The sequence below is a fragment of the Glycomyces tritici genome (genome assembly GCF_030403505.1).
In genome coordinates, this window is the sequence record NZ_JAUEMJ010000008.1 from 109,482 (window position 1) to 132,973 (window position 23,492).

A 23,492-nucleotide genomic window follows, 5' to 3' on the forward strand; every position below is an offset into this window, starting at 1 on the left:
CCGGTGTCCAGCTGGAACGCGAAAGATTGGCGCGGAGCGAGGGCCGCCGGGCGCCTGAAGAGGCGCCCGGCGGCCTATCGGGAAGGACTGCTCTCAGGAGAGGACCTGGTCGAGGGCCTCGAACCAGTTGGCGGCGATTTTCACGTAGCCGTCCTCGTCGGGGTGGACGCCGTCGTAGGTGTCGACGGCGGGGTCGAAGCCGGTCCACTGGTCGACCACGATGATCGGGGACTCGGCCGTGGTCAGCCCGGCGGCCCAGGCCGGGATCGCGGCGTTGAAGTCGATCGCGCGCTGCGGGCAGTCGGTGCAGCCGAAGGACGGGTCCGGGTGGAGCGGGATGATCTGGGCGACCAGGATGACCGCGTCAGGGTTGAGTTCGCGCAGGTCCGCGACGATCTGGGTGTAGGCCGCGAGGATCTGGGAGGGCGGGAGGTTCGACCAGACGTCGTTGGTCGCGAAGTGCATCATCAGCACGTCCGGGGTGTGCTGCTCCAGCCAGCCGCGGACGCTGCCGTTCGCGACGGACTGGGTGACCTGGAAGCCGCCGTGCCCCTCGTGGTCGGGGTCGGAGCCGGCCGGGTTGCAGGCCTGGGAGAGGGAGCCGACGAAGTCGACCTCGTGGCCGGCCTCGTCGAGGAGGTCCCAGAGGTTGCCGCGCCAGCAGCCGGGGCTGCCGGTGATGGAGTCGCCGAGGGGCATGATCCTGACGGCCTCGCCGGGCGGCTCCTCGGTGGGCGTCTCGGTCGGGTCGGTGGGTCCGCCGGTGGGGTCGACCTGGCCGTCGCAGAGGTCGCCGTTGACCTTGATCGCCTGCGGGGCGGCGGTGCTGCCGGAGCCGATGAAGCCGAAGACCTCGCGGGTCTGGCCGGCGCCGACGGCGGCGTTCCAGCCGACGTCGGCACCGGTGAACTCGGTGCCGTTCTGGTCCCAGTCGACGTTCCATGCGCTGGTGACCTGGGTGCCTGCCGGGAAGTCCCAGGTGAGGTCCCAGCCGTTGATCGGCTCGGCGGCGGTGATCGAGACGTTGGCCTGGAACCCGCCGCCCCAGCTGCTGACGACCTTGTACTCCACTTCGCAGCCGTCTTCGGCCTGGGCCTGGTTGGCGGTGGCGATGGTCAGCGCCCCTGCGCTGAGGGCCGCGACCGTGGCGGTCGTGAGGACCAGCCGCCTGCTTCGTTTGCTACGCATATCGCAACGTCCTTTCGGGAGCGCTCCCGGAGATCGTAACGACGTTTAATTAATGTAGTCAAGTATATGAATGTGCCGCTCTCGCGGAGGCCGCCTTCGGGATCGCGGAGTACGCTCCGGATCGGGCGAGCGGAAGGAGCGGGCGTGGCGACCGGTGCGGAACGCGTCTCAGGAGACGCACTCGACGGAACTGGTCTCGATGAGGCCGCCGCGGTCTTCACGAGCATCCGGCCGCGCCTGTTCGGCATCGCCTACCGCATGCTCGGCAGCGCCGCCGAGGCCGAGGACCTGGTGCAGGAGGTCTGGCTGCGCTGGCAGGCGTACGACCGCACCCTGGTCGAGCACCCCGCGGCGTTCCTCGCGACCACGACGACGCGGCTCGCCCTCAACGCGCTCAAGTCCGCCCGGGCGCGGCGCGAGACCTACATCGGGCCGTGGCTGCCCGAGCCCGTCGACACCGCGGCCGACCCGTACCTCGGCGCCGAGCGCGGCGAGGCCCTGGAACTCGCGGCGCTCCTGCTCATGGAGCGGCTCTCCCCCAACGAGCGCGCCGCGTACGTACTGCGCGTGGCCTTCGACTACCCGTACCCGCAGATCGCCGAGATCCTGCAGTCGAGCGAGGCCGCCGTGCGGCAGCTGGTGAGCCGGGCGCGCAGGCGCATGGCGGACGGGCGGCGCAAGCGGGTGCGGCCCGAGGCGCAGCGCACCCTCCTGGCCGCGTTCATGGCCGCGGCCGAGTCGGGCGACATGGCCGGTCTCGAGCGGCTGTTCGCCGCCGACGTCACGAGCGTCTCCGACGGCAATGGCGCGCATCAGGTCTCGCGGCGCCCGGTGGTGGGCGCGGCGCGTGTCGCGAAGTTCCTCGCGGCCATCGCGCCCTGGTTCTGGGAGGCCGTCGAAGTCGAACCGGTCGACGTGAACGGCCAGGCCGCCGCAGTGCTGCGCCGCGACGGGGAGCTGTACGGCGTGATCACCGTCAGCGCCTCGGACGAGGGCATCGACCAGGTCCTGTGGATGGTGAACCCCGAGAAGCTGACGGCCCTGCCGCAGCAGCGCTGAAGCGGGCCCGCGCAGAGCGCGGGCCCGAACCGCTAACCCGCGAGCCACTCCCGGTAGGAGGTCTTCGCGATCACGGCGTCCCCCTTGGGAACCAGGGCGTCGCCCTTGACCGCGGCGAACATCCCGGCGGTCGGGTCGGTGACGACCGCACGCGAGTCGCCCCGGGCCGCAAGGGTGATGCGGCCCAGCTCGTCGAGCGCGAACACCTCGGGCCCGGCCACGTCGCGCGTGCCCTGGAGCGGGGTGCCCGCGGCCGCGTCCGCCACGGCCGCGGCGATCTCGGCCGCCGCGATCGGCTGCACGGGCGTCGCGGGCAGGCGCACCGCGGTGTCGTCCGAGGTCCAGGACATCACCGCGTCCACGAACTCGAAGAACTGCGTGGACCGCACGATCGTGTAAGGCACCGGCCCGGCCTTGAGCAGGTCCTCCTGGAGCGTCTTGGCGCGGTAGTAGTCGAGCTCCGGCACCAGGTCCACGCCCACGATCGAGAGGATCACCGCGTGGCCGACCCCGGCGGCGTCCGCCGCCTGCAGCATGTTGTCCATGCTCTTCTGGAAGAACTCGAACGACGCCTCGTCGAAGGTCGGCGAGTTCGTCAGGTTGACCACGACGTCCGCGCCCTCCATCGCCTCCGGCATGCCCTGGCCGCTCAGCACGTCGAGCCCGGTGGACGGCGAATGCGGCACCGCCTCGTGCCCGCGCCCGTTCAAGATGTCCACGACCTGCGATCCGATGCGCCCGGTGCCGCCGATGACAGCGATCTTCATGATTTTCCTCCTGTTCGGCGGGGCGGTCAGCCGCCCCGATACGAGCTAGGACAGCACAGGGTCCCGCTTTGTGACAGGAATTCGCCGGGGATCTCGGACGCAGGGGCGCGGTCCCTCGGTCTCGCCCTCCCACCAGCGGAGCGCTCGTGCATCCGGCCTCGGCGGCAGCGCTGGTCGCCGAGGAGGTGCGCGGGGAGTGCGAATGGGAATCCGATTTCCTCAACCCGGTTAAGCCCTGTACCGTGCCCCTCGACATGCCGAAACGAGCCGCAGCGCCGCAGAGCCGGGCGCCGCAAGCCCTATCGAAGGAACATCGTGAACAACGGAACCTGGACCCTCCTGCGCCGCGACGGCGTAGCCCTGATCATCGCCGCGCCGGAGACGGGCCTCCCCGCCGTGCTCCACTGGGGCGCCGACCTCGGGCCCCTCGACGCCGCGGACCTCGACGGGCTCGACCGCACGACCGCCCGCCAGACCGCGCCCGGGACGCTCGACACCGCCTGGCGGCTCTCCTTGGCGCCGCAGGAGTCCGAAGGCTGGCCGGGACGGCCGGCCCTGCTCGCGACGCGCGCGGGCCGACCGCTCTTCCCGCGCTGGGAGGCGACCGTTGAGCAGCAGGGGGACGCGGCGGTGGAGGTCACGGCCGTCGACGCCGCGGCGGGCCTGACGCTGCGGACCCGCCTCGAGATCGGCGCGGGCGGGCTCGTCCTGGTCGACCACGAGCTGCAGAACGACGGCGGCGAGGCCGTGGACGTCGCCTGGCTGGAGGCGACGCTGCCCGTGCCGAAGACCGCCGACCACCTCACCTCCTTCACCGGCCGCTGGGCCCGCGAGAAGGCCCCGGCGACCGGTGCGATCCCCCGCGGCTCCACCGTGCGCGAATCGCGACGCGGGCGCGGCGGGCACGACTCGCCGTGGGTCACCCTGGCCTCCACCGGGGCGCCGCGCAACCGCACCGGCGAGGTGTGGGCCGTGCACCTCGGCTGGAGCGCCGACGTGCGCCACCGCACCGACCGCCCCACCGACCACGTGACACTCATCGGCGCCGGAGAACTGCTGCGCCCCAGCGAGATCCGCCTCGACCACGGCGACTCGTACCGCGCGCCGACCGCGTACTTCTCGTGGTCGGACACCGGGCTCGACGGCATCGCGGACCGCTTCCACACCTGGATGCGCGCCCGCCCGCAGCACCCGCGGACCGCCCGCCCGCTCGTGCTCAACACCTGGGAGGCCGTCTACTTCGACCACGACCCGGCCCGGGTGGAGGCCTTGGCGCGCAGGGCGGCCGAGATCGGCGTCGAGCGGTTCGTGCTCGACGACGGCTGGTTCACGGCCCGCCGCCACGACCGCGCCGGCCTCGGCGACTGGGAGGTCGACCCCGCGGTCTGGCCCGAGGGCCTCGAACCGCTCGCCGAGCTCGTGCGGTCGCTCGGCATGCAGTTCGGCCTGTGGTTCGAGCCCGAGATGGTCAACCTCGACTCCAACCTGGCCCGCGCGCACCCGGACTGGCTGCTCGCCAGCCCCGAGTCCGTCCCCTCGCCCGAGGGGTTGTCGTTCCGCACCCAGTACGTGCTCGACCTGGCCAACCCCGAGGCGTTCGAGCACCTCCGCTCGCAGATGTCGACCCTGGTCGACCGCCTCGGCATCGCCTTCATCAAGTGGGACCACAACCGCGACCTGGTCGAGGCGGTCCACGAGGGACGGCCGGGCACGCACCCGCAGACCCTCGCGGCCTACCGGCTCATCGACCGGCTCAAGGCCGATCACCCGGGCCTGGAGATCGAGTCCTGCTCCTCCGGCGGTGCCCGCACCGACCTGGGCATCCTCGCCCGCACCGACCGCGTGTGGGCCTCGGACTCGAACGACCCGGTCGAGCGCCAGGACATCCAGCGCTGGACCGAGCTCGTGCTGCCGCCCGAGATGATCGGCGCGCACGTCGGCCCCTCCCCCGCCCACTCCTCCGGAAGGGCCACGGCGCTCGCCTACCGGATCGCGACCTCGCTCCAGGGCTCGGCCGGCTTCGAATGGGACCTCCTCTCCTGCACCGAGGAGGAGACCGAGCAGATCAAGGCGTTCGGGGCGCTCTACAAGGAACTGCGCGGGCTGCTGCACTCCGGCTTCGTGGTGCACCCCGACGTGCTGGACCCCGCGCTGCGCGTGCGCGGCGTCGTCGCGGCCGACCGCTCCGAAGCGGTGTTCACCGTCGCCACGGTCGCCTCGATCGAGGACGCATTGCCCGAGCGGATCCGGCTCGCCGGGCTCGACCCCGAGCGCCGCTACACGCTGCGCGTCAGGGACGAGATCGGCGCGTCCAAGCACGGCTGGACGACCCCGCCGTGGCTCGGCAAGGACCCGGTCACGGTCTCCGGCCGCGTGCTCACCGAGGTCGGCCTGCAGCTGCCGGGCCTGTGGCCGGTGCAGGCGGTCATGGTGCACCTGACCGCCGCATGATCTAGCGGCGCAACACGACCCGTGCGGGGTCGCCCGTCTCGGCGGGCGGCCCCGCATCGCGTCCGGGAATCGTTCGAACGAACGGGTTGTAGATCGGTCTACACGATGTGTAGATTGATCCCCATCGTTCAACGGGGAGGTCGCCATGGCGGCAGCACGGGGCCGGGCCGGCTCGGCCACCATCGAGGACGTCGCGCGCGCGGCGGGCGTCTCGCGGGCCGCGGTCTCCAAGGTCATCCGCGACGCCTACGGGGTGAGCCCGGCGATGCGCGAGCGCGTCACGGCCGCGATCGAGCAGCTGGGCTACCGGCCGCGCGTCTCGGCGAGGGGCATGCGCGGCAAGACGTTCACGCTCGGCATCGAGATCCCCGAGCTGTCGAACCCGTTCTTTCCGCTGCTGCTGGCCGGTGCGACCGCAGCCCTGTCCGGCTCGCCGTACCAGCTCGTCATCGCCCCGGCCGACCCCGCGCACCACGAGGGCTACCGGGCCATCCAGGCGCTCGTCGACCGGCAGGTCGACGGAGTCATCGCGGTCTCGCCGCTGGTCGAACCGGCCTGGTTGACCGAGCTCTCGGCCACCGTGCCGGTGGTGATGCTCGGCCGCCACGACCGCGCCGACGGGTACGACACCGTGGTGAGCGACGACGAGGCCGGCGCCCTCCTGGTGATGCGGCACCTGTTGGGGCTCGGGCACCGCGACATCGCCCACCTCACCGGGGAGTCGGCCGAACCCGACCCCGGTTCCGGCATCCCGCAGGCGATCCGGCTGCGGGCCTACTGCACGGCCATGCGGGAGGCCGGACTCGGCGACCGCATCAGGATCGCGAGCACCCCTGACGTCACCGCGAACGCGCACCGGGCTGCGATGCGGCTGCTCGCCGGCGCCGAGCGGCCGACCGCGATCGTCGCCTGCCACGACGAACCGGCGCTCGGCGTCCTGCGCGCCGTCGCGGACGCGGGGCTCACCGCCGACGAGGTCTCGGTCGCCGGCTACGACGGCATCGACATCGCCGCCCACCCGGGCATCTCGCTTACCACCGTGCGCCAGGACGGTGAGCGGATGGGCCGCCTCGCCGTCGAACTGCTGCTCGAACGCATCGACGGGCGCACCGAACCGCGTCACGAAGTGGTCCGGCCCGAACTGGTCGTCCGCTCCAGCACCCGGCCGCCGCACCACCGCTGACCACCCTCCAGCCACCACCGCGCCCCTGCATTGCACCGTGCAAGAACGATGGGCACCGAACAGGAAGCACCGCATGAACCCTCCTCACCCGACAGTCCAGGGCCTGCGCGCCGAGTACCGCACCGACGCCCCGTTCGTCGGCACGAGCCGCCCGCGCCTGTCCTGGAAGTCCGCGACGACCACCCCGAACTGGGCGCAGGCCGGGGCCGAGATCGAATGGCGGCGAGGCGGCACCACCGAGACCGCCCGCGTCGACGGCGCCGAGTCGGTGTTCGTCGCATGGCCGTTCGCGCCGCTGCTCCCCCGCGAGCGCGGGAGCCTGCGCGTGCGGGTCCACGGCACCGACGGCGCGACCTCGGACTGGAGCGCGCCGCTGGAGATCCGCGCCGGGTTCCTCGCCGAAGGCGAATGGCGGGCGCGGTTCGTCACCGTGCCCGAGCCCGGCCCCGGGCGGCCGGTGCTGCTGCGCCGCGAGTTCGAGGTGCGCGAGGGACTGCGGGCGGCCACCCTGTACAGCACCGCGCGCGGGCTCTTCCAGGTGGAGATCGGCGGCACCCCGGTCGACGCCGATCGGTTCAAGCCCGGGTGGACGGCGTACCGGCAGCGGCTCCTGCACGAGACCAACGACGTCACCGCACTGCTCGCCAAGGGCCCGAACGCGATCGGCGCGGTGCTCGCGGGCGGCTGGTACACCGAGCGGTTCGGCTTCCACGGCGACGCCGAGCCGTTCTACGGGACGCACCCGAGCTTCGCGGCGCAGCTGGTGCTCGAATACGAGGACGGCGCAACGGCAGTGGTCGCCACCGGCGACGAGGGGTGGCGGGCGACCGCGGACGGGCCGATCACGGCGAGCGGGATCTACGCGGGCGAGGAGTACGACGCGCGGCGGGCGATGCCGGGCTGGTCCTCCCCCGGCTTCGACGACGGCACCTGGCTCGGCGCCGAGGTGGACGGCGCCGAGGCGATCGTGCCGGCACCGCGCACCGCGCCGCCGGTGCGGGCCACCCGGGAGCTGCCGGTCGCCGAGGTCATCACCACCCCCAGTGGACGGACCGTGCTCGACTTCGGGCAGAACCTCGTGGGCCACCTGCGCCTGCGCGTCTCGGGCCGCGAGGGCGACACGGTCGTCCTGCGCCACGCCGAGGTCCTCGAACACGGTGAGCTGGGCGTGCGCCCGCTGCGCCACGCCGCCGCCACCGACCGGTACACATTGGCGGGCAACGGGATCGAGACCTGGGAACCCGCGTTCACCTTCCACGGATTCAGGTACGCCGAGGTCGAGGGCCGGCCCGGCGAGTTCGACCCGGCGAACGTCACGGCCGTCGCCGTGCACTCCGACATGGACCGCACCGGCTGGTTCGACTCCTCGCACCCGCAGCTGAACCGCCTGCACGAGAACGTGGTCTGGGGCATGCGCGGCAACTTCCTGTCGATCCCCACCGACTGCCCGCAGCGCGACGAGCGCCTCGGCTGGACCGGCGACATCCAGGTCTTCGCGCCCACCGCGTCCTACCTGTTCGACGCGGACGGGTTCCTCGCCTCGTGGCTCGAGGACCTGGCGCTCGAGCAGGAGGCGAACGGCGGGGTCACGTTCATCGTGCCGAACGTGCTCGAATGGGCGAAGACCCCCGCCGCGGCCTGGTCCGACGCGGCCACCGTCGTGCCCTCCGTCCTCTTCGAGCGCTACGGCGACCGGGCCGTGCTGGAGCGGCAGTACCCGAGCATGCGGGCCTGGGTCGACCAGGTCGCGGCCCTCGCGGGCGAACGGCGGCTCTGGGAGGACCACTTCCAGTTCGGCGACTGGCTCGACCCGAACGCCCCGCCGGACGATCCCTTCCAGGCCCGGACCGACCACGACCTCGTCGCCAGCGCCTACCTGTTCCGCTCCTCCTGCCTGGTCGCCGAAGCGGCGCGGCTGCTCGGCCTGGACGGGGACGCGGCGCGGTACGGGGCGTACGCCCAGGAGGTCCGGGCGGCGTGGCTGCGGGAGTACGTGACCCCGGCGGGCCGGATCGTCTCGGACACGCAGACGGCGTACGCGCTGGCGATCATGTTCGGGTTGGCGACGGACGCGGAGCTGGTCGGGCGCCTCGGGGCGCGGTTGGCGGCGCTGGTCGAGAAGGCGGGCCACAGGATCGGGACCGGGTTCGTGGGGACGCCGCTCATCCAGGACGCGCTGGTGCGAACGGGCCATGCGGACACGGCGCGGGCACTGCTGTTGCAGACTGGGGTGCCGTCGTGGCTGTACCCGGTCACGATGGGCGCGACGACCGTCTGGGAGCGCTGGGACTCCATGCTGGAGGACGGCACGATCAATCCGGGGCAGATGACCTCGTTCAACCACTACGCGTTCGGGGCGATCGCGGACTGGCTGCACCGGACGGTGGCGGGTCTGGCGCCGCTGGAGCCGGGCTACCGGCGGCTGCTGATTGCCCCGGTGCCGCTCGCGGGGCTGGAATGGGCGGCGACGGCGCACGAGACGCCTTACGGCCGGGCGGCGGTGCGGTGGGAGGCGGCCGACGGCGGCCTGGTCGTGCGGGCCACGGTGCCGCCCAACGCGAGTGCGCGGGTGGTGCTGCCGGGCCGGGCGCCGGAGGAGGTCGGCTCGGGCGAGTACGCCTGGGCGATCGCGGACCCGCGTGCGGGTGCCGCATAGGGCTCGGGGCCTCGGACCGCGCACTCGGTTCGGGGCCCCGTCTTTCGGGCGCGGCGGTGTTACGGTGGGGCCCGCCGCGCGTCCCCCTCACCGCCCCTGGAGTCCTCGATGGCGAATCGGCCCTCGGTCAGCCTCGTCATGGCGACCTGCGACAAGCGCGAGTATCTGGCGTTGACGCTCGAATCGCTGCTCGCGCAGACCGAGTCGCGGTTCGAGGTGGTCGTGTGCGACGACGGGACGCGGGACGGGGTCGCGGACGTGATCGCGCCGTTCGAAGGCCGGCTCGATCTGCGGCTGGTGGTGCAGGGGAACCGGGGCCGGGCGGCGGCGCGCAACGCGGCTCTCGAACGGGCGCAAGGGGATCTGGTCGTCTTCATCGACGACGACCGGCTGGCCGCGCCCGGTTTCGTGGCCGCGCACGCGGACGCCGCGAACGGCGGCGGGGTGATCGGCTGGAAGCGCCGGGCGCTCACGTGGTGGCGGCCGGGGATGCTCCCGATCGGGGAGGCGGACCTGGTGCGCCTGGCGTTCCGGGCGGGCGGCACCGCGCGGCTGCGCGAGCCGCTGCGACTGCTGGAGCCGGGCGAGCTGGCCGCCGACCCGGAGGGCGCGCTGGCCCGCGTCGACCTGGGCGAGGAGCGGGACAACTACCGGCAGGTCGTGGACGAGTTCGGGCCGGGCCTGGACGACTTCCGGTTCGACTGGGGCCTGGCCACGACCGCGAACCTCTCGGTGCCGCGCGAGGCCGTGGCGGAGGCCGGCGGCTTCGACGAGGCGTTCACGGGGTGGGGCATGGAGGACACGGACCTGAGCTACCGGCTGCACCGGGCGGGACTGCGGTTCTCGGTGGGGGCGGCGGCGGTGAACTACCACCAGGTGCACCCGCTGGCCGATCCCGATCCGGTGGCGGCCGGGCGGATCATGAAGGCGCAGTTGACGCGGAACCTGGAGCGCTTCTGCGAGCGGCACCGGTCGATCGAGGCGCACCTGTTCCGGGGGTGCTGGTCGGACGCGATGACCTTGGCGGAGGCGGACGCGCTGCTGAAGCGGACCGAGGTCGATCCGATGCTGCGCCGAAGGCTGGAAACTTTTTATATGTCCCGGTAAACCGGCAGCGACCGGGAAGACCGTTGCGGTCGGTCCCGGCATCGGCTACGGTCGATCGGCGAGGCATGAGAACGATTCGACAAGCGGTGTCAGAGCACCGGTGAAGGAACCATATGAGCGAGCGAAAAGCCCTGGTCGTCCGAGGCGGATGGGAGGGGCACGCACCGGTCGAGGCGACTGAACTGTTTCTGCCCTTCCTGCGGGAGAACGGGTTCGAGGTCCGCGTCGAGGAGTCCCCCGAGGTGTACGCGGACGCCGACGCCCTCGCCGCGACCGACCTCATCGTCCAGAGCGTGACGATGTCCGAGATCAGCCACGACCAGCTCAAGGGCCTGCGCGCCGCGGTCGCGGCCGGCACCGGCATGGCGGGCTGGCACGGCGGCATCGCCGACTCCTACCGCAACTCCTCGGACTACCTGCAGCTCATCGGCGGCCAGTTCGCGACCCACCCCTCCAAGGAGCCCGGCGCGTGCAAGGGCAGCCAGGAGGACAACTACCTGCCCCACACGGTCGAGATCACCGCGCTCGGCCGCGAGCACCCGATCATGGAGGGCCTGGAGGACTTCGAGCTCGACACCGAGCAGTACTGGGTGCTCCACGACGACCTCATCGACGTCCTCGCCACGACCACGCACCCCGTGCAGCCGTGGCACCCCTGGCACCGGCCGATCACCTCCCCGGCCGTGTGGACCCGCCAGTGGGGCCAGGGCCGCATCGTCGTCGCCACCCCCGGCCACAGCGTCGACATCCTCAAGGACGCCAACGTCCGCACCATCATCGAAAGGGGCATGCTGTGGGCGACCCGCACGGCGTAGGCATCGTCGGCCTCGGGGCCATCTCCGGCCAGTACCTCAACACCTTCTCGGCCTGCCCGGGCATCCGCATCGCGGCCGTCGCGGACCTCAACGCGGCCCGCGCCGCCGAGGTCGCGGAGGCGACCGGGGCCGCTGCGGTCAGCGTGGACGAGCTCGTCGCGCACCCCGATGTGGACACCGTCCTCAACCTCACCATCCCCGCCGCCCACGCGGACATCGCCTTCAAGGCGATCGCCGCCGGCAAGCACGTGTACGGCGAGAAGCCGCTGGCGGCCGCGTTCGAGGACGCCGAGCGCGTGGTCGCGGCCGGCGAGGCGGCGGGCGTGCGGGTCGGCTGCGCGCCGGACACGGTGCTCGGCACCGGCGTCCAGACCGCGCGGGACGCGATCGACAAGGGCGACATCGGCGCCCCGACCTTCGCGACCGCCACGATGATCGCGCGCGGCCACGAGGTCTGGCACCCGAACCCGGACTTCTACTACACCGAGGGCGGCGGGCCGCTGCTCGACATGGGGCCGTACTACGTGACCTCGCTCGTGCACCTGCTCGGCCCGGTCGTCGCCGTCACCGGCGCCTCCAGCCGCTCCCGCGACCAGCGCGTGATCGGCTCCGGTCCCCGTGCGGGCGAACAGGTCCCGGTCTCGATCGACACGCACGTCACGGGCATCCTGCACCACGCCGGCGGCGCGCTGAGCACCCTCGTGATGAGCTTCGACGGGTACGCCACCTCGTCTCCGAACATCGAGGTCCACGGCACCGAGGGCACCGTCTGGGTGCCCGACCCCAACCACTTCGCGGGCGACGTGACGCTGGACCGGCACGACGCCGAACGCCGCGTCCTCCCGGTCAGCGCCGGGTTCGCGGACTCGGGCCGGGGCGTCGGCCTCATCGACATGGCGCGCACGCAGGCGGATCGGGCCCCGCGGGCGGACGGCGCTCTGGCGCTCCACGTCCTCGAGGTGATGACGGGCCTGCTGCGTTCAGCGCAGACCGGTGCGCGCCTTGACATGCGCACCACGGTCGAGCGGCCGGCGCTGGTGCCGTTCACGGCTCACGCGGACTGGACCGCACCCACGGCGTAGCCGAACCCGGAATATCGAAATTGATCAATCCGACAATCTTCACATTACCGCGGAGTAACGGTAGTCTCCCTACTACGATCCGTCGACAGCGATGTTTCCGAACAGGAGACTGCCATGTCCACTCCCCGGAACAGGATCACCGCTGCGCTGGCAGCAGCGGTGATCACTGCACTCTCACTCTCCACAATGGCCTCATCGGCCCAGGCCGCGGCGCGGCCCGATCCCGTGCCGCTGCCCGACCACCTCGAAGCCCTGCGCGCCGCCGAGGCGACCGAGCTGTACGGCAGCCCCGGCATCCGCCCCCTCGAAGAACGCCGCACCTCCCTGGTCTCCATGGGCGACAGCGAGATCTCCGGCGAGGGCGTCGGCAACTACGAGCCCGGCACCCACACCGACGGGAACTGGTGCGACCGCTCGCTCGACCAGGCCCTGTTCCGCACCGGCATCGAGAGCGACGAGCAGTACAACGTCGCCTGCTCCGGCGCGGCCTCCCCGCACCTCGTCCAGAGCACCGGCGAGCAGCAGTGGAACGAGCTCAACCAGGGCGACCAGCTCGCGATCAAAGCCCGCAACACGCACGTGAAGCTCGTGTGGATCGTGGTGGGCGCCAACGACGAGGGCGGCATCGAGTTCGGCCCCGTCGCCACCGAGTGCGCGACCAACCGCATCCTGTTCCTCGGCCCGTGCTGGGACAGCCATACCGACGACTGGGCGGCCCGCGTCGAGGTGAGCCAGGACGGCGTCGAGAACGCGATCGACGGCGTCCGGGAGACCATGGGCGACGCCGGGTACCTGGCGACCGACTACGACCTGGTCGTCATGTCCTACCCGAGCCCCGGCGGGCCCGATGTGGAGGACAACCCGGACTTCCCCGGCTGGTACGCCGGCGGCTGCCTCCTCTACCTCGCCGACGCGGCGTTCGCCCGCAACAAGGCCGTGCCGCTGTTCGAGCGCGGCATTCGCGAAGCGGCCCTGGGCAAGGGCGCCCGCTACCTCGACGCGCAGCGCCTCTTCGACGGGCACGGCGTGTGCGAGGAGGAGCCCTGGGCGCGCGGCGTCTACGTCGAGGTGGGCGAGCTGCCCTCCGAGCACGCGTTCCGGCAGTCGCTGCACCCCAACTACCTCGGCCACGGGGCGTTCGCGCAGTGCATCACCGAGTTCTACGCGCACCCCGAGTGGGAGACCTCCACCTGCGTCGACCCGGCCAGCACCGACAGCGCCACCCTCTACGAAGGGCTGCTCGAGTTCCAGGACCTCAAAGCGGGCGGCCTGTGCGTCGACGCGGAGGGCTACGACTCCCGCAACGGCACCGACCTCATCTCGTGGCACTGCAACGGCGCGCGCAACCAGGGATTCTGGCTCGACGAGGAGCGCGGATCGCTCCATGTGGAACTGAGCCACGACCGCTGCGTGGACGTCGAGAGCGGCCGCATGCGGGCCGGGACCCCGCTGGTCCTGTGGGACTGCCACGGCGGACTCAACCAGGAGTTCACCGCGACCGGCACGGGCATCCACCCGGTCGGCCACTCGGACCTGTGCCTGGGCTTCGACGGGACCGGCACCGGCGCGGCACTGGTGCTCACCCAGTGCGGCCCAAGCGCCGTCGCCGTCGCCGACCGCGACTACGCCGACCCGGCCGGCTACGGCCACGACGACTGGATCGGCGCGAGCGTCTACTAGGAAACTGGTTCGGGCGCCGCCGGGCTCATGCCCGGCGGTGCCCACTCGCATGACCGGCCGGGCAACCGCCGGCACCCGAGAACCCCATCGCCCCTCCGCGCAGGCGCGTAGGCTCTGTCCTTGGGACGCATGAGGAAGGACGGGAGCTGCAATGGCATCTGAGGAACGCGAAGTCGACCTGGTCGTGATCGGGGCCGGACCGGTGGGCGAGAACGTCGCCGACCGGGCGGCCCAGGGCGGCCTGGAGACCGTGATCGTCGAAAGCGAACTCGTCGGCGGCGAATGCTCCTACTGGGCGTGCATGCCGTCCAAGGCACTGCTGCGCCCGGCCCAGGTGCTCAGCGCCGCCCGCGCGCTCCCTGGCGCGGCCGAGGCCGTCACCGGCGGCATCGACGTCGCCGCCGTGCTCCGCAGGCGCGACTCCTTCACCAGCGACTGGTCCGACGACGGCCAGGTCCAATGGCTCGAGAGCGCGGGCATCGGCCTGGTGCGCGGGCGCGGGCGACTCAGCGGCGAACGCGAAGTCACCGTGACCGCGGAGGACGGCGCCACCACCGTACTCCGGGCCCGCCACGCGGTCGCGGTCGCGACCGGGTCGGTGCCGGTCCTGCCGGACATTCCCGGTCTGCGCGAAGCGAACCCGTGGTCGAGCCGCGAGGCCACCAGCGCGAAGACCGTGCCCGAGAGCCTCGCGATCATCGGCGGCGGCGTGGTCGCGATGGAGATGGCGACCGCGTACGCGGCCCTCGGCGCCGACGTCACAGTCATCGTGCGGGACGGCGTGCTCGGCAGTGTCGAGTCCTTCGCGGGCGAGCGGGTGACCGAGGCGCTGCGATCGCGGGGGGTCGAGATCCTCACGCGCACCGAGACGCTCAGCGTCGAACGCACCGGCGGTGAAGTGCGGATCGAGACGAGCGGCGGCACGGTGACCGCCGCCGAGGTGCTCGTCGCGACCGGGCGCCGGCCCGCCACGGCCGACCTCGGACTGGAACGGGTCGGGCTCGACCCCGGGAAGCGGCTCGACACCGACGACACCTTGCGCGTCGACGGATTCGACTGGCTGTACGCGGTGGGCGACGTGAACGGCCGGGTGCTCCTGACGCACCAGGGCAAATACCAGGCGCGCGCGGCGGGCGACGTGATCGCGGCCCGCGCGAAGGACCGCCCGGTCGACGACGCGCCGTGGGGCGCGCACGCGGCGACCGCGGACCACCACGCCGTGCCGCAGGTCGTGTTCACCGAACCCGAGGTCGCCGCCGTGGGACCGACCGCCGAAGAGGCTCGCGCGCAAGGGAAGTCGATCAGGGTCGTGGACTACGACCTCGCCGGGGTCGCCGGGGCGGGCCTCTCCCGCGACGGCTACCAGGGCGCCGCGCGGATGATCGTGGACGAGGACCGCGGGGTGATGATCGGGGCGACCTTCGTCGGCCCTGACGTGGCCGAGCTCGTGCACGCGGCGACCACGGCCGTCGTCGGCGAGGTGCCGATCGACCGGCTCTGGCACGCGGTGCCGTCCTACCCCACGGTCAGCGAGATCTGGCTGCGGCTGCTCGAAGCGTACGGGCGCCCCGCCTCGGCCTAGCGACTGTCCGCTCGCCGCGCCGGCCTCGGCCTTACCGACCCCGGTGCCGCTTCGGCAGGGCGGGTGAAGAACGAGCGTGACGGACGGGGACCGGTGCCGGCGGTCGCCGCCTCCTGCACCAGGGAGGTCGTGGAGCAGACCTCGCGTTCGCCCTCGGGGGCCTCGGCCGCCCCGGGGCTCCCGCCGAGATCGTCGGCGATGCGCCTGGAGGCCTTGAGCCGGGCGCGCACGGCGAGGCCTGCGCAGGCGATCACGGCGAGCCCGCCGCCGACGGTGGACCAGCCGACCGGTTCGCCGAGGAGCAGCGCGGCCCACGCGATGGTCATCACCGGCTGCGTGAGCTGCACCTGACTCACCTGCGCCATCGGCCCGATCGCGAGGCCGCGGTACCAGGCGAAGAACCCCAGGTACATGCTCACGGCCGCAAGGTAGGCGAACGCGAGCCACTGCACCGGGGTCGCGGTCGGCGCTTCCCGCGCCACCTCGATGCCCGCCGCCGCGATCATCACCGGGGCGGCCAGGACCAGCGCCCACGACACGGTCTGCCACGAGCCGAGCTCGCGCGCGAGCAGGCCGCCCTCGGCGTACCCGACCGCCGCGGCCAGCACCGCGCCGAAGAAGAGCAGGTCCGCGGCGTCCAGCGACGCGAATCCGCCGCCCTGCAGGGCGGCGAAGCCGACCGCGGCCACCGCGCCGAGACCCGCGAACGTCCAGAACGAGGCCGCCGGCCGCTCCTTCACCCGCAGCACGGCCATGATCGCCGTCGCCGCCGGCAGGAGCGCGATCACGACCGCGCCGTGGCCGGCGGAGGACGTGGTGAGCGCGTAGGAGGTGAGCATCGGGAAGCCGACCACCACGCCGCCCGCGACCAGGGCGAGCCGACCCCATTGGGCCGCAGACGGAAGGCGCTGGCCGGTCGCGGCCAGCGCGACCGCGGCGAGCGCCGCGGCGATGACGGCGCGGCCGGACCCGATGAACAGCGGCGACAGGCCCTCGACCGCGATGCGGGTGAACGGGAGGGTGAAGGAGAACGCGAGGACGCCGAGGAGGCCCCACCACAGTCCCGCGCGATGCGATAGCACGGGCGGGCCATCAACGATAGTGCTACTCTTTGTCTTCATGTCGAATGGTAGCACTCAGCGGATTGTCGACGGCCTGCGCGCGTGGATCGCGACTGCGCCGCCCGGGGCGAAGGTCCCCTCGAGCCGGGAGCTGATGGCGCAGTACGGGGCCAGTCCGGTCACCGTGCAGAAGGCCGTGCACGCACTCAATGCCCTTGGGCTGGTGGAGAGCCGCCCTGGTGTGGGCACGTTCGTGCGGGCGGTGCGCGCACCGCGGGCCGTGGACTTCGGTTGGCAGACGGCAGCTCTGGGCTCGCCGCATGCCCGGCTGCCGGTGGTGTCCTCGACGCAGCGGTCGGCGGCCCCGGACGCGATCAGTCTGCATTCGGGTTATCCGGACCAGGAGCTGCTGCCGGGCCGGATGGTGCGGGCGGCGCTGGGGCGGGCGGCGAAGTCCGAGGCGGCGCTGACCCGCTCGCCGGTGCGCGGACTGCCGGAGCTGCAGGCGTGGTTCGCGGCGGAGCTCGGCGCCACCGCTCCGGCGGGGGTCGCGGCGCCGACCGCTCGTGACGTGATGATCGTGTCCGGCAGCCAGAGCGGGCTCGGCTCGGTCTTTCGCGCGGTGGTGGGCCGGGGGAGGCCGCTGCTCATCGAGTCGCCCACGTACTGGGGCGCGATCCTCGGCGCGGAGCAGGCCGGGCTGACGCTGGTGCCGGTCCCGAGCGGGCCCGAGGGCCCGGACCCGGAGGAGTTGGACCGGGCGTTCCGCCAGACGGGGGCGCGGGCGTTCTACGCGCAGCCGACGTTCGCGAACCCGACCGGGGTGCAGTGGACGCCGAGCCGGGGACGGGAGCTGCTGGAGGTCGTGCGCGGGCACGGGGCGTTCCTCATCGAGGACGACTGGGCGTACGACCTGGCGATCGATGCGGATCCGGCACCGCTTGCGGCCCTTGACGACAGCGGTCACGTGATCTACCTGCGCTCGCTGACGAAGAGCGCGTCGCCGGCGCTGCGCGTGGCGGCCGTGGTGGCGCGCGGGCCCGTGCGGGACCGGATCGTGGCCGACCAGGGGTCGGAGGCGATGTACGTGAGCGGGGTGCTGCAGGCGGCCGCGCTCGACGTGGTCGCGCAGCCGGGGTGGCGGCATCATCTGCGCGCCTTCAGGAACCAGGTGCGGCTGCGCCGTGACCTGCTGATCGACGCACTGCGCGAGCACGCGCCGGGGACGGCGCTCGAGCGCGTCCCGGCGGGCGGGCTCAACCTGTGGCTGCGGCTGCCCGAGGGGACCGATGTCGAACGGCTGGTTCGCGACTGCGAGTCGCGCGGGCTGCTCATCGCGCCCGGCACGGAATGGTTCCCGGCCGAGCCGGCGGGCCCGTTCGTGCGGGTGAACTTCGCGGGCCCGGCCCCGGACCGGTTCCCCGAGGCGGCGCGGCTGCTGCAGGAGGCCCTGGAGGACCAGGGCTGAAACCGGCTTGGCGGCCGAACCTATCCTAGGTATATTAGGATGAAACCTAGGAAGATTAGGAAACCATGCCGCGTGTAGGACTCACCCGGGACGCCTTGATCGGCGCCGCCGCGGACGTCGCCGACGAGATCGGATTCGAGCACCTGACGCTCTCGGTGCTGGCCAAGCGGTTCGGCGTGCGCGACGCGAGCCTGTACACGCATGTGCGCGGGCTCGCCGACCTCATGGAGGGCGTGGCGCTGCTCGCGCACGAGGAGTGGGCCGAGGTCCTGGGCGAGGCGGTGGCCGGGCGCTCCGGGCACGAGGCCCTGACCGCCTTCGCGGACGCGTACCGCACGTTCGCGACCGGACACCCGGGCCGGTACGCCGCCACCCGGCACCCGATCGCGCCCGAGCGGCTCGCGGCCTCCACCGGGGTCGCGCGCATCATCGAGGCCTGCTACGCGCTCCTGCGCGGCTACGACCTGCCCGAACCCGACGCCACCGACGCGGTCCGACTGCTGCGCAGCACCTTTCACGGCTTCAGCGACCTGGAGGCCACGGGCGGCTTCACCGCCGACCGGTCCCTGGACGCCTCGTGGCGGCGCGCGGTCGACGCCCTCCACCACACCCTGACCGAGTGGTCGCGGGTCTGAACCAGAACGGGAGCAACCCCATGCAGCAAGGCACCGTCGACTTCGATTCGACCACAGTGGAGTACACGCGCCGCGGCGAAGGCCCGCCGCTCCTCCTCGTCCCCGGGGGCTCGGGCCACGGCGGCGTCCTCGAACGGCTCGCGGCGCGGCTCGCCGCGCACTACGACGTCGCCGTCATGAACAGCTGCGTCGCCTCCCGGCAGCGGCCGGGCACCGCGCTCGGGGACCAGCACCCGAAGGCGCACGCCGAGGACGCCGCCGGCGTGGTCGACGCGCTCTTCGACGAAGCGCCGATCGTGGTCGGCTTCAGCTCCGGCGCCGTCACCGCGCTGGAGCTGCTCGCCCACCACCCCGAGCGGGTGCGCCGCGCCGTCGTCCACGAGCCGCCGCTCGTGCACCTGCTGCCCGAGGCCGCGCGGCTGCGGACCGAGATCGCCTCGGTGCGGAAGTCGGCCCGCGCCGGGGACTTCGCCGCCGCCGGGGCGGCCATGGCCGCCCTGATGGTCGACACGGACATCAGGTTCGAGGCTCCCGCCTTGCGGCGCTTCGGTTCCTGGCTCGACGGGTATGCCGAGACCGCACCGGAACCGCCGACGCCGGAACTGCTGGAGCTGTTCGGCCGCCTCGGCGACCTGCAGCCGCTGTTCCTGGAGCACATGCTCGTCCAGTTCACCGGCTACGAGCCCGACCTGCCCGCACTGGCGGCCCAGTCCGACCGGCTCGTCCTCGCCGTGGGCGTCGACTCCCGCGGCGACCTCCCGTTCCAGACCACGGCGGCCCTGGCGTCGCGCCTCGGCCTCCCGCTCACCGAACTGCCGGGCGGGCACCTCGGCCCGGTCGAGCGGCCGACGCAGTTCGGTAGCGCGCTCCAGACCCTGCTCAATGCGATCACAAATCACGTTCGGTCACAATAGAACCATGGAGACCTTCACCGCCCCCGAGAAGATGAGCGCCGACATGCGCCGCAACGGCGTCACGATCTGCGCGTTCTTCGGCCTCGGCTGGTTCATCGGCGGCGCCGGCGTGCTGGGTGCCGGCGCCCCCTACTGGATCGGCCTCGCACTCGCCGTGCTGATCAGCATCGCCCTCGTCGTCGCGGTCCCGCGCGTCGCCACGGAGCGCGAGCGCCCGCGCCGGCTGCCGAAGGACTGGGGCCGCCGCTACGGCATCTGGATCGCCTTCGAGGTCGTGCTCATCGTCGCGGCGATCCTCGTGCTCCGCGGCCTGGACCTCGGCGACTTCCTGCCGGGCACCATCGCGGTCATCGTCGGCGCGCACTTCCTGCCGCTCGCACCCGCCTTCGACGAACCGAAGTACCGCTGGACCGGGTACGCGATGATCATCGCCGGTCTCGCGGGGATCGCCGCGGGCACCGGCGGCGTCACCCTGGCCGGAGCGGTGGCCGGGTTCGGTTCCGCCGCAACCCTCTGGGTCACGGGCGCGGCCGTCCTCAAGCGCGGCTGACGGCCGCCGACGCGGTACGGTCGGCGCATCGCGGCGAACGGAGACCAGCATGGCGGCACCGGACTCACGGCAGGCCCGCGCACGCGGGTCCCTGCTCCTCGCCGCGTGCGCCGACGCGCTCGGCTCCGTGTTCGAAGGCGAACGGAACCTCTCCCCCGAACGCGTGGCCGACGCCGTCGACACGACCGCATCGGCGCTGTGCTGGACGGACGACACCGCGCAGATGCTCGTCCTCGCCGAGCACCTCGGCGCCGGCGGCGGCCGGATCGAACCCGACCGACTCGCCGCCGCGTTCGCCGACGCGTGGTCGACCGAGCCGTGGCGCGGCTACGGACGCGGGGCGGCACGGATGCTCGCGCAGATCAGCGACGGCACCCCGTGGCGGGAGGCGGCGCAGTCGGCCTTCGACGGCGCCGGATCGCTCGGCAACGGCGCGGCCATGCGCGCCGCCCCGGTCGGACTCGTGCCGGGCCGCAGCCTCGACGAGGTCGCCGATGCGGCGACCGCTTCGGCCGTGGTCTCGCACGTCCACCCCGAAGGCGTCGACGGAGCCGTCACGCAGGCCCTCGCGGTCGCCATCGTCGCCACCACGCCCAGAGGCCAACGCCTGCAAGCGAACGAGGTGATCGAGCCGATCGCCTCCCGCACCGGTGCCGCGTTCGCCGCCGAACTCCGGGCGATCCCGGCGCTCCTCGACGGACCGGCGACCGCCATCAGCGACCGCTACCGTTGCGACGCGACCGCACTGGGCGCCGTCCCGCCCGCCCTCGCGGTGTTCCTGCGCCACCCGGACGACCCGGTGGCGCTCGCCAAAGAGGCGATCGGGCTCGGCGGCGACACCGACACCATCGCCGCGATGGCCGCCGCGGTGTGCGGCGCCTACTGCGGCGAGGCCGCCGTCCCCCCGACGTGGACGGCCGCGCTCGAGCAGGCGGCGCGGGTGCGCGCCGCCGCCGACCGCCTCGCCCTCGTGCCCTGAGGCGAGATTCCCCGAGCGCGTGAAGCCCCCCGCTCGGCCGGACGGGCCGTTCGGGCGACGCGGCGCGGGACCGGTGCGAGGATGGACCGGAGACCAACGGCTACTGAGGAAGACAGGGGTGCGCTCATGGAAGTCGGCGGCGTTTTCGCAGATGCGTTCTCGCGCGTGCAGGAGGAGGTGCACGCGGTGCTGCACGCCCTCTCGCAGGAGGACTTGGACGCGCGGCCCGGCCCCGGGGCGAACTCGATCGGGTGGCTGGTGTGGCACATCGCGCGGCTCCAGGACGACCACGTCGCGGACGCGGCCGGGCGCGAGCAGACCTGGACCGCGGACGGCTGGTACGACCGGTTCGCACTGAAGCTCGAGCCCCGCGACATCGGGTACGGGCACACGGTCGAGCAGGCGGAGCAGGTCACCGGCCTCAAGGCCTCCGAACTGCGGGCGTACTACGACGCGGTGCACGAGGCGACCGCCGCGTACATCGAGGGGCTCACGGCCGCCGACCTCGACCGTGTCGTGGACACGCGCTGGGACCCGGAGGTGACGCTCGGGGTGCGGCTGGTGAGCGTCGTCAACGACAACCAGCAGCACACGGGCCAGGCCGCGTACGTGCGCGGCCTGCTCGACACGCGTTGAGCCCCAGTTCAGCCCTGTAGCAGCAGCGGCAGCGCCTCGCCGATCGGCTCCCGCAGGACCGCGTCGGCGAGCTCGTCGTACGGGGTCGGTTCGGCGTTGAGGATCACGAGCCGGGCGCCGTGCGCCAGCGCGTAGTCGCAGAGTCCGGCGGCCGGGTAGACGCCGAGCGAGGTGCCGATCGCGGCGAACAGGTCGGCTTCGCGCGTGGCGTCGGCGGCGGCTTCGAGGACGTCGCCGTCGAGCTGCTGCCCGAAGGAGACGGTGGCGGATTTGAGGATGCCGCCGCAGGCGAGGCAGTGCGGGTCGGCCTCGCCCGCTTCGAGCCGGGGCAGGACCTCGGTCATGGGCATCCTCGCACCGCAGTCGAGGCAGGCCGCGTCGCGGGCGGTCCCGTGGATCTCGATGACGCCGGCGGGATCGGAGCCGGCGGCCTGGTGGAGGCCGTCGGTGTTCTGGGTGATGACGGCGCGCAGCCGGCCGGTTCGCTCGAAGTCGGCGAGGGCGCGGTGCGCGGCGTTCGGCTTCGCGGTCCAGAGGGTGCTGCTGCGGCGGGCGGCCCACGCCTGCCGCCGCACCTCGGGGTCGGCGAGGTAGTGGTCGATGGTGGAGAGCTTCTCGGCGGCGGGGTTCCTGGTCCAGACCCCCTGGGGGCCGCGGAAGTCGGGGATGCCGGAGTCGGTGGAGACGCCGGCCCCGGTGAGGACCGTGATCGAGGCGGCCTCACCGAACCAGCGGGCCGCCTCGGCGATGGAAGTCGTGCTCATCTGACGGAACGTACCGCAGGCCCCCGGCGGCGGTCCGGGGCGGTTGCGACCTCGGACTCCGCAACGGTGGAGCCGCGCCGTCCCGGCTGGTGCGCCATGGCCTCGTCGCACCAGGAGAGGTCGCGGCCGATGGCGTCGTGGAGCGGGTCCGGAGGGTCACTCGCGGCCTGTAGGCGCGGAACGCGGGGTCAGCCGTCGAGTCTGCGGCGGAGGATCGGGGGGTTGAGGAGGGTCGCCTCGCCCCGGCGGTAGAGGCGGGCGGGGCGGCCCGGCTCGCCTGCTGTCGTGCTGCCGGTGGGTTCGACGAAGCCGGGAGTGGTGGTGGCCTTGCGGTGGAAGTTGCGCGGGTCGATCGGCTCGCCCCAGACCGCTTCGTAGACCTGCCGGAGGGCGGCGATGGTGAACTCGGGCGGGCAGAAGGCCGTGGCGAGCGGGGTGTACTCCAGTTTGGAGCGGGCGCGTTCGACGCCGTCGGCGAGGATGCGGTCGTGGTCGAACGCGAGGCCGTGGCGGCCGACCGGCAGCCAGGCGGCCTCGGCCGCGTCCGTTCCCGCTGTGGGCGTGGGGAGGTCGGGCAGGAGCGCGAGGTAGGCGACCGTGACGACGCGGCCGCGCGGGTCGCGGTCGGGGGCGCCGTAGGTGCCGAGCTGCTCGAGGTGGCCGCCGGGGCCGTCGAGGCCGGTCTCCTCCCCCAGTTCGCGGCGGGCCGCGGCGGTCAGGTCCTCGTCGGCGTGGACGAAGCCGCCGGGCAGGGCCCAGCGGCCGAGGTGGGGCTCCAGGCCCCGTTGCACGAGCAGCGCGTTCAGTGCCCCTTCGCGGACCGTGAGGACCACGAGGTCGACAGTGACGGCGAACACCGGATGACTCATTATCACCACCTTGACGATAACCTAGCACATGGATTATCGTCATGAT

At 72.9% G+C, this 23,492-nt stretch carries 19 protein-coding genes and 1 pseudogene; 15 read left to right on the plus strand and 5 right to left on the minus strand.

Features of this window, described 5'->3' with window-relative positions; translation table 11 throughout:
• Positions 1-93: 93 nt before the first annotated feature.
• Positions 94-1,188, minus strand: a complete 1,095-nt coding sequence (locus tag QWI33_RS22285) for a cellulose binding domain-containing protein (RefSeq protein ID WP_289959122.1) — start codon at positions 1,186-1,188, stop codon at positions 94-96.
• Between the two features lie 144 nt (positions 1,189-1,332).
• On the opposite strand from QWI33_RS22285, the gene QWI33_RS22290 reads away from it, so the two are divergent.
• Positions 1,333-2,247 (plus strand): RNA polymerase sigma-70 factor, encoded by a 915-nt coding sequence (locus tag QWI33_RS22290; protein WP_289959123.1) that lies wholly within the window; start codon positions 1,333-1,335, stop codon positions 2,245-2,247.
• A 32-nt stretch (positions 2,248-2,279) separates the two neighbouring features.
• On the opposite strand, the gene QWI33_RS22295 is transcribed toward QWI33_RS22290, so the two are convergent.
• Positions 2,280-3,014 carry an SDR family oxidoreductase gene (locus QWI33_RS22295; RefSeq protein ID WP_289959124.1) on the minus strand — a complete coding sequence of 245 codons (735 nt, stop codon included), beginning with the start codon at positions 3,012-3,014 and terminating at the stop codon, positions 2,280-2,282.
• Between the two features lie 312 nt (positions 3,015-3,326).
• Here QWI33_RS22295 and QWI33_RS22300 point away from each other — a divergent pair, with 312 nt between their 5' ends.
• The 8 genes from QWI33_RS22300 (at position 3,327) to QWI33_RS22335 (ending at position 15,570) form a co-directional block, all read left to right on the plus strand.
• On the plus strand, positions 3,327-5,465 hold the full coding sequence (locus QWI33_RS22300; protein WP_435367601.1) for an alpha-galactosidase: 2,139 nt from the start codon (positions 3,327-3,329) through the stop codon (positions 5,463-5,465).
• Between the two features lie 145 nt (positions 5,466-5,610).
• Complete coding sequence (locus tag QWI33_RS22305; RefSeq protein WP_289959126.1) at positions 5,611-6,648, plus strand: LacI family DNA-binding transcriptional regulator; 1,038 nt, start codon at positions 5,611-5,613, stop codon at positions 6,646-6,648.
• Between the two features lie 73 nt (positions 6,649-6,721).
• Entirely contained in the window at positions 6,722-9,304 is a 2,583-nt protein-coding gene (locus QWI33_RS22310) for a family 78 glycoside hydrolase catalytic domain (protein ID WP_289959127.1), read from the plus strand.
• Between the two features lie 108 nt (positions 9,305-9,412).
• Positions 9,413-10,411, plus strand: coding sequence for a glycosyltransferase family 2 protein (locus QWI33_RS22315; RefSeq protein WP_289959128.1), 999 nt, complete (start codon positions 9,413-9,415; stop codon positions 10,409-10,411).
• A 113-nt stretch (positions 10,412-10,524) separates the two neighbouring features.
• Positions 10,525-11,226 (plus strand): ThuA domain-containing protein, encoded by a 702-nt coding sequence (locus tag QWI33_RS22320; protein WP_289959129.1) that lies wholly within the window; start codon positions 10,525-10,527, stop codon positions 11,224-11,226.
• Positions 11,205-12,308, plus strand: a complete 1,104-nt coding sequence (locus tag QWI33_RS22325) for a Gfo/Idh/MocA family protein (RefSeq protein ID WP_289959130.1) — start codon at positions 11,205-11,207, stop codon at positions 12,306-12,308. Before QWI33_RS22320 ends, QWI33_RS22325 begins: the two co-directional genes overlap by 22 nt.
• Positions 12,309-12,422: 114 nt before the next feature.
• Complete coding sequence (locus QWI33_RS22330; RefSeq protein WP_289959131.1) at positions 12,423-13,988, plus strand: ricin-type beta-trefoil lectin domain protein; 1,566 nt, start codon at positions 12,423-12,425, stop codon at positions 13,986-13,988.
• Positions 13,989-14,139: 151 nt separating this feature from the next.
• A complete protein-coding gene (locus QWI33_RS22335) occupies positions 14,140-15,570 on the plus strand; it encodes a dihydrolipoyl dehydrogenase family protein (RefSeq protein ID WP_289959132.1) in 1,431 nt (476 codons plus the stop codon).
• Between the two features lie 212 nt (positions 15,571-15,782).
• Here the strand turns inward: QWI33_RS22335 and QWI33_RS22340 are convergent.
• Positions 15,783-16,691: pseudogene (locus QWI33_RS22340) on the minus strand (DMT family transporter); the annotation flags it as partial.
• On the opposite strand from QWI33_RS22340, the gene QWI33_RS22345 reads away from it, so the two are divergent.
• The 6 genes from QWI33_RS22345 to QWI33_RS22370 all read left to right on the plus strand — a co-directional run bounded on the left by QWI33_RS22345 (position 16,690) and on the right by QWI33_RS22370 (position 21,813).
• Positions 16,690-18,099 carry an aminotransferase-like domain-containing protein gene (locus QWI33_RS22345; RefSeq protein ID WP_289959134.1) on the plus strand — a complete coding sequence of 470 codons (1,410 nt, stop codon included), beginning with the start codon at positions 16,690-16,692 and terminating at the stop codon, positions 18,097-18,099. The pseudogene QWI33_RS22340 and the gene QWI33_RS22345 sit on opposite strands and share 2 nt — an antisense overlap.
• Before the next feature lie 65 nt (positions 18,100-18,164).
• Positions 18,165-18,734 carry a TetR/AcrR family transcriptional regulator gene (locus tag QWI33_RS22350; RefSeq protein WP_289959135.1) on the plus strand — a complete coding sequence of 190 codons (570 nt, stop codon included), beginning with the start codon at positions 18,165-18,167 and terminating at the stop codon, positions 18,732-18,734.
• A gap of 20 nt (positions 18,735-18,754) precedes the next feature.
• Positions 18,755-19,648, plus strand: a complete 894-nt coding sequence (locus tag QWI33_RS22355) for an alpha/beta fold hydrolase (protein WP_289959136.1) — start codon at positions 18,755-18,757, stop codon at positions 19,646-19,648.
• Positions 19,649-19,652: 4 nt separating this feature from the next.
• Positions 19,653-20,198 carry a hypothetical protein gene (locus QWI33_RS22360; RefSeq protein WP_289959137.1) on the plus strand — a complete coding sequence of 182 codons (546 nt, stop codon included), beginning with the start codon at positions 19,653-19,655 and terminating at the stop codon, positions 20,196-20,198.
• A gap of 49 nt (positions 20,199-20,247) precedes the next feature.
• Positions 20,248-21,177, plus strand: a complete 930-nt coding sequence (locus QWI33_RS22365) for an ADP-ribosylglycohydrolase family protein (protein ID WP_289959138.1) — start codon at positions 20,248-20,250, stop codon at positions 21,175-21,177.
• A gap of 126 nt (positions 21,178-21,303) precedes the next feature.
• Positions 21,304-21,813 (plus strand): mycothiol transferase, encoded by a 510-nt coding sequence (locus tag QWI33_RS22370; protein ID WP_289959139.1) that lies wholly within the window; start codon positions 21,304-21,306, stop codon positions 21,811-21,813.
• Between the two features lie 8 nt (positions 21,814-21,821).
• On the opposite strand, the gene QWI33_RS22375 is transcribed toward QWI33_RS22370, so the two are convergent.
• Entirely contained in the window at positions 21,822-22,577 is a 756-nt protein-coding gene (locus QWI33_RS22375; RefSeq protein WP_289959140.1) for an SIR2 family NAD-dependent protein deacylase, read from the minus strand.
• Between the two features lie 188 nt (positions 22,578-22,765).
• Complete coding sequence (locus QWI33_RS22380; protein ID WP_289959141.1) at positions 22,766-23,446, minus strand: NUDIX hydrolase; 681 nt, start codon at positions 23,444-23,446, stop codon at positions 22,766-22,768.
• Positions 23,447-23,492: the final 46 nt, after the last annotated feature.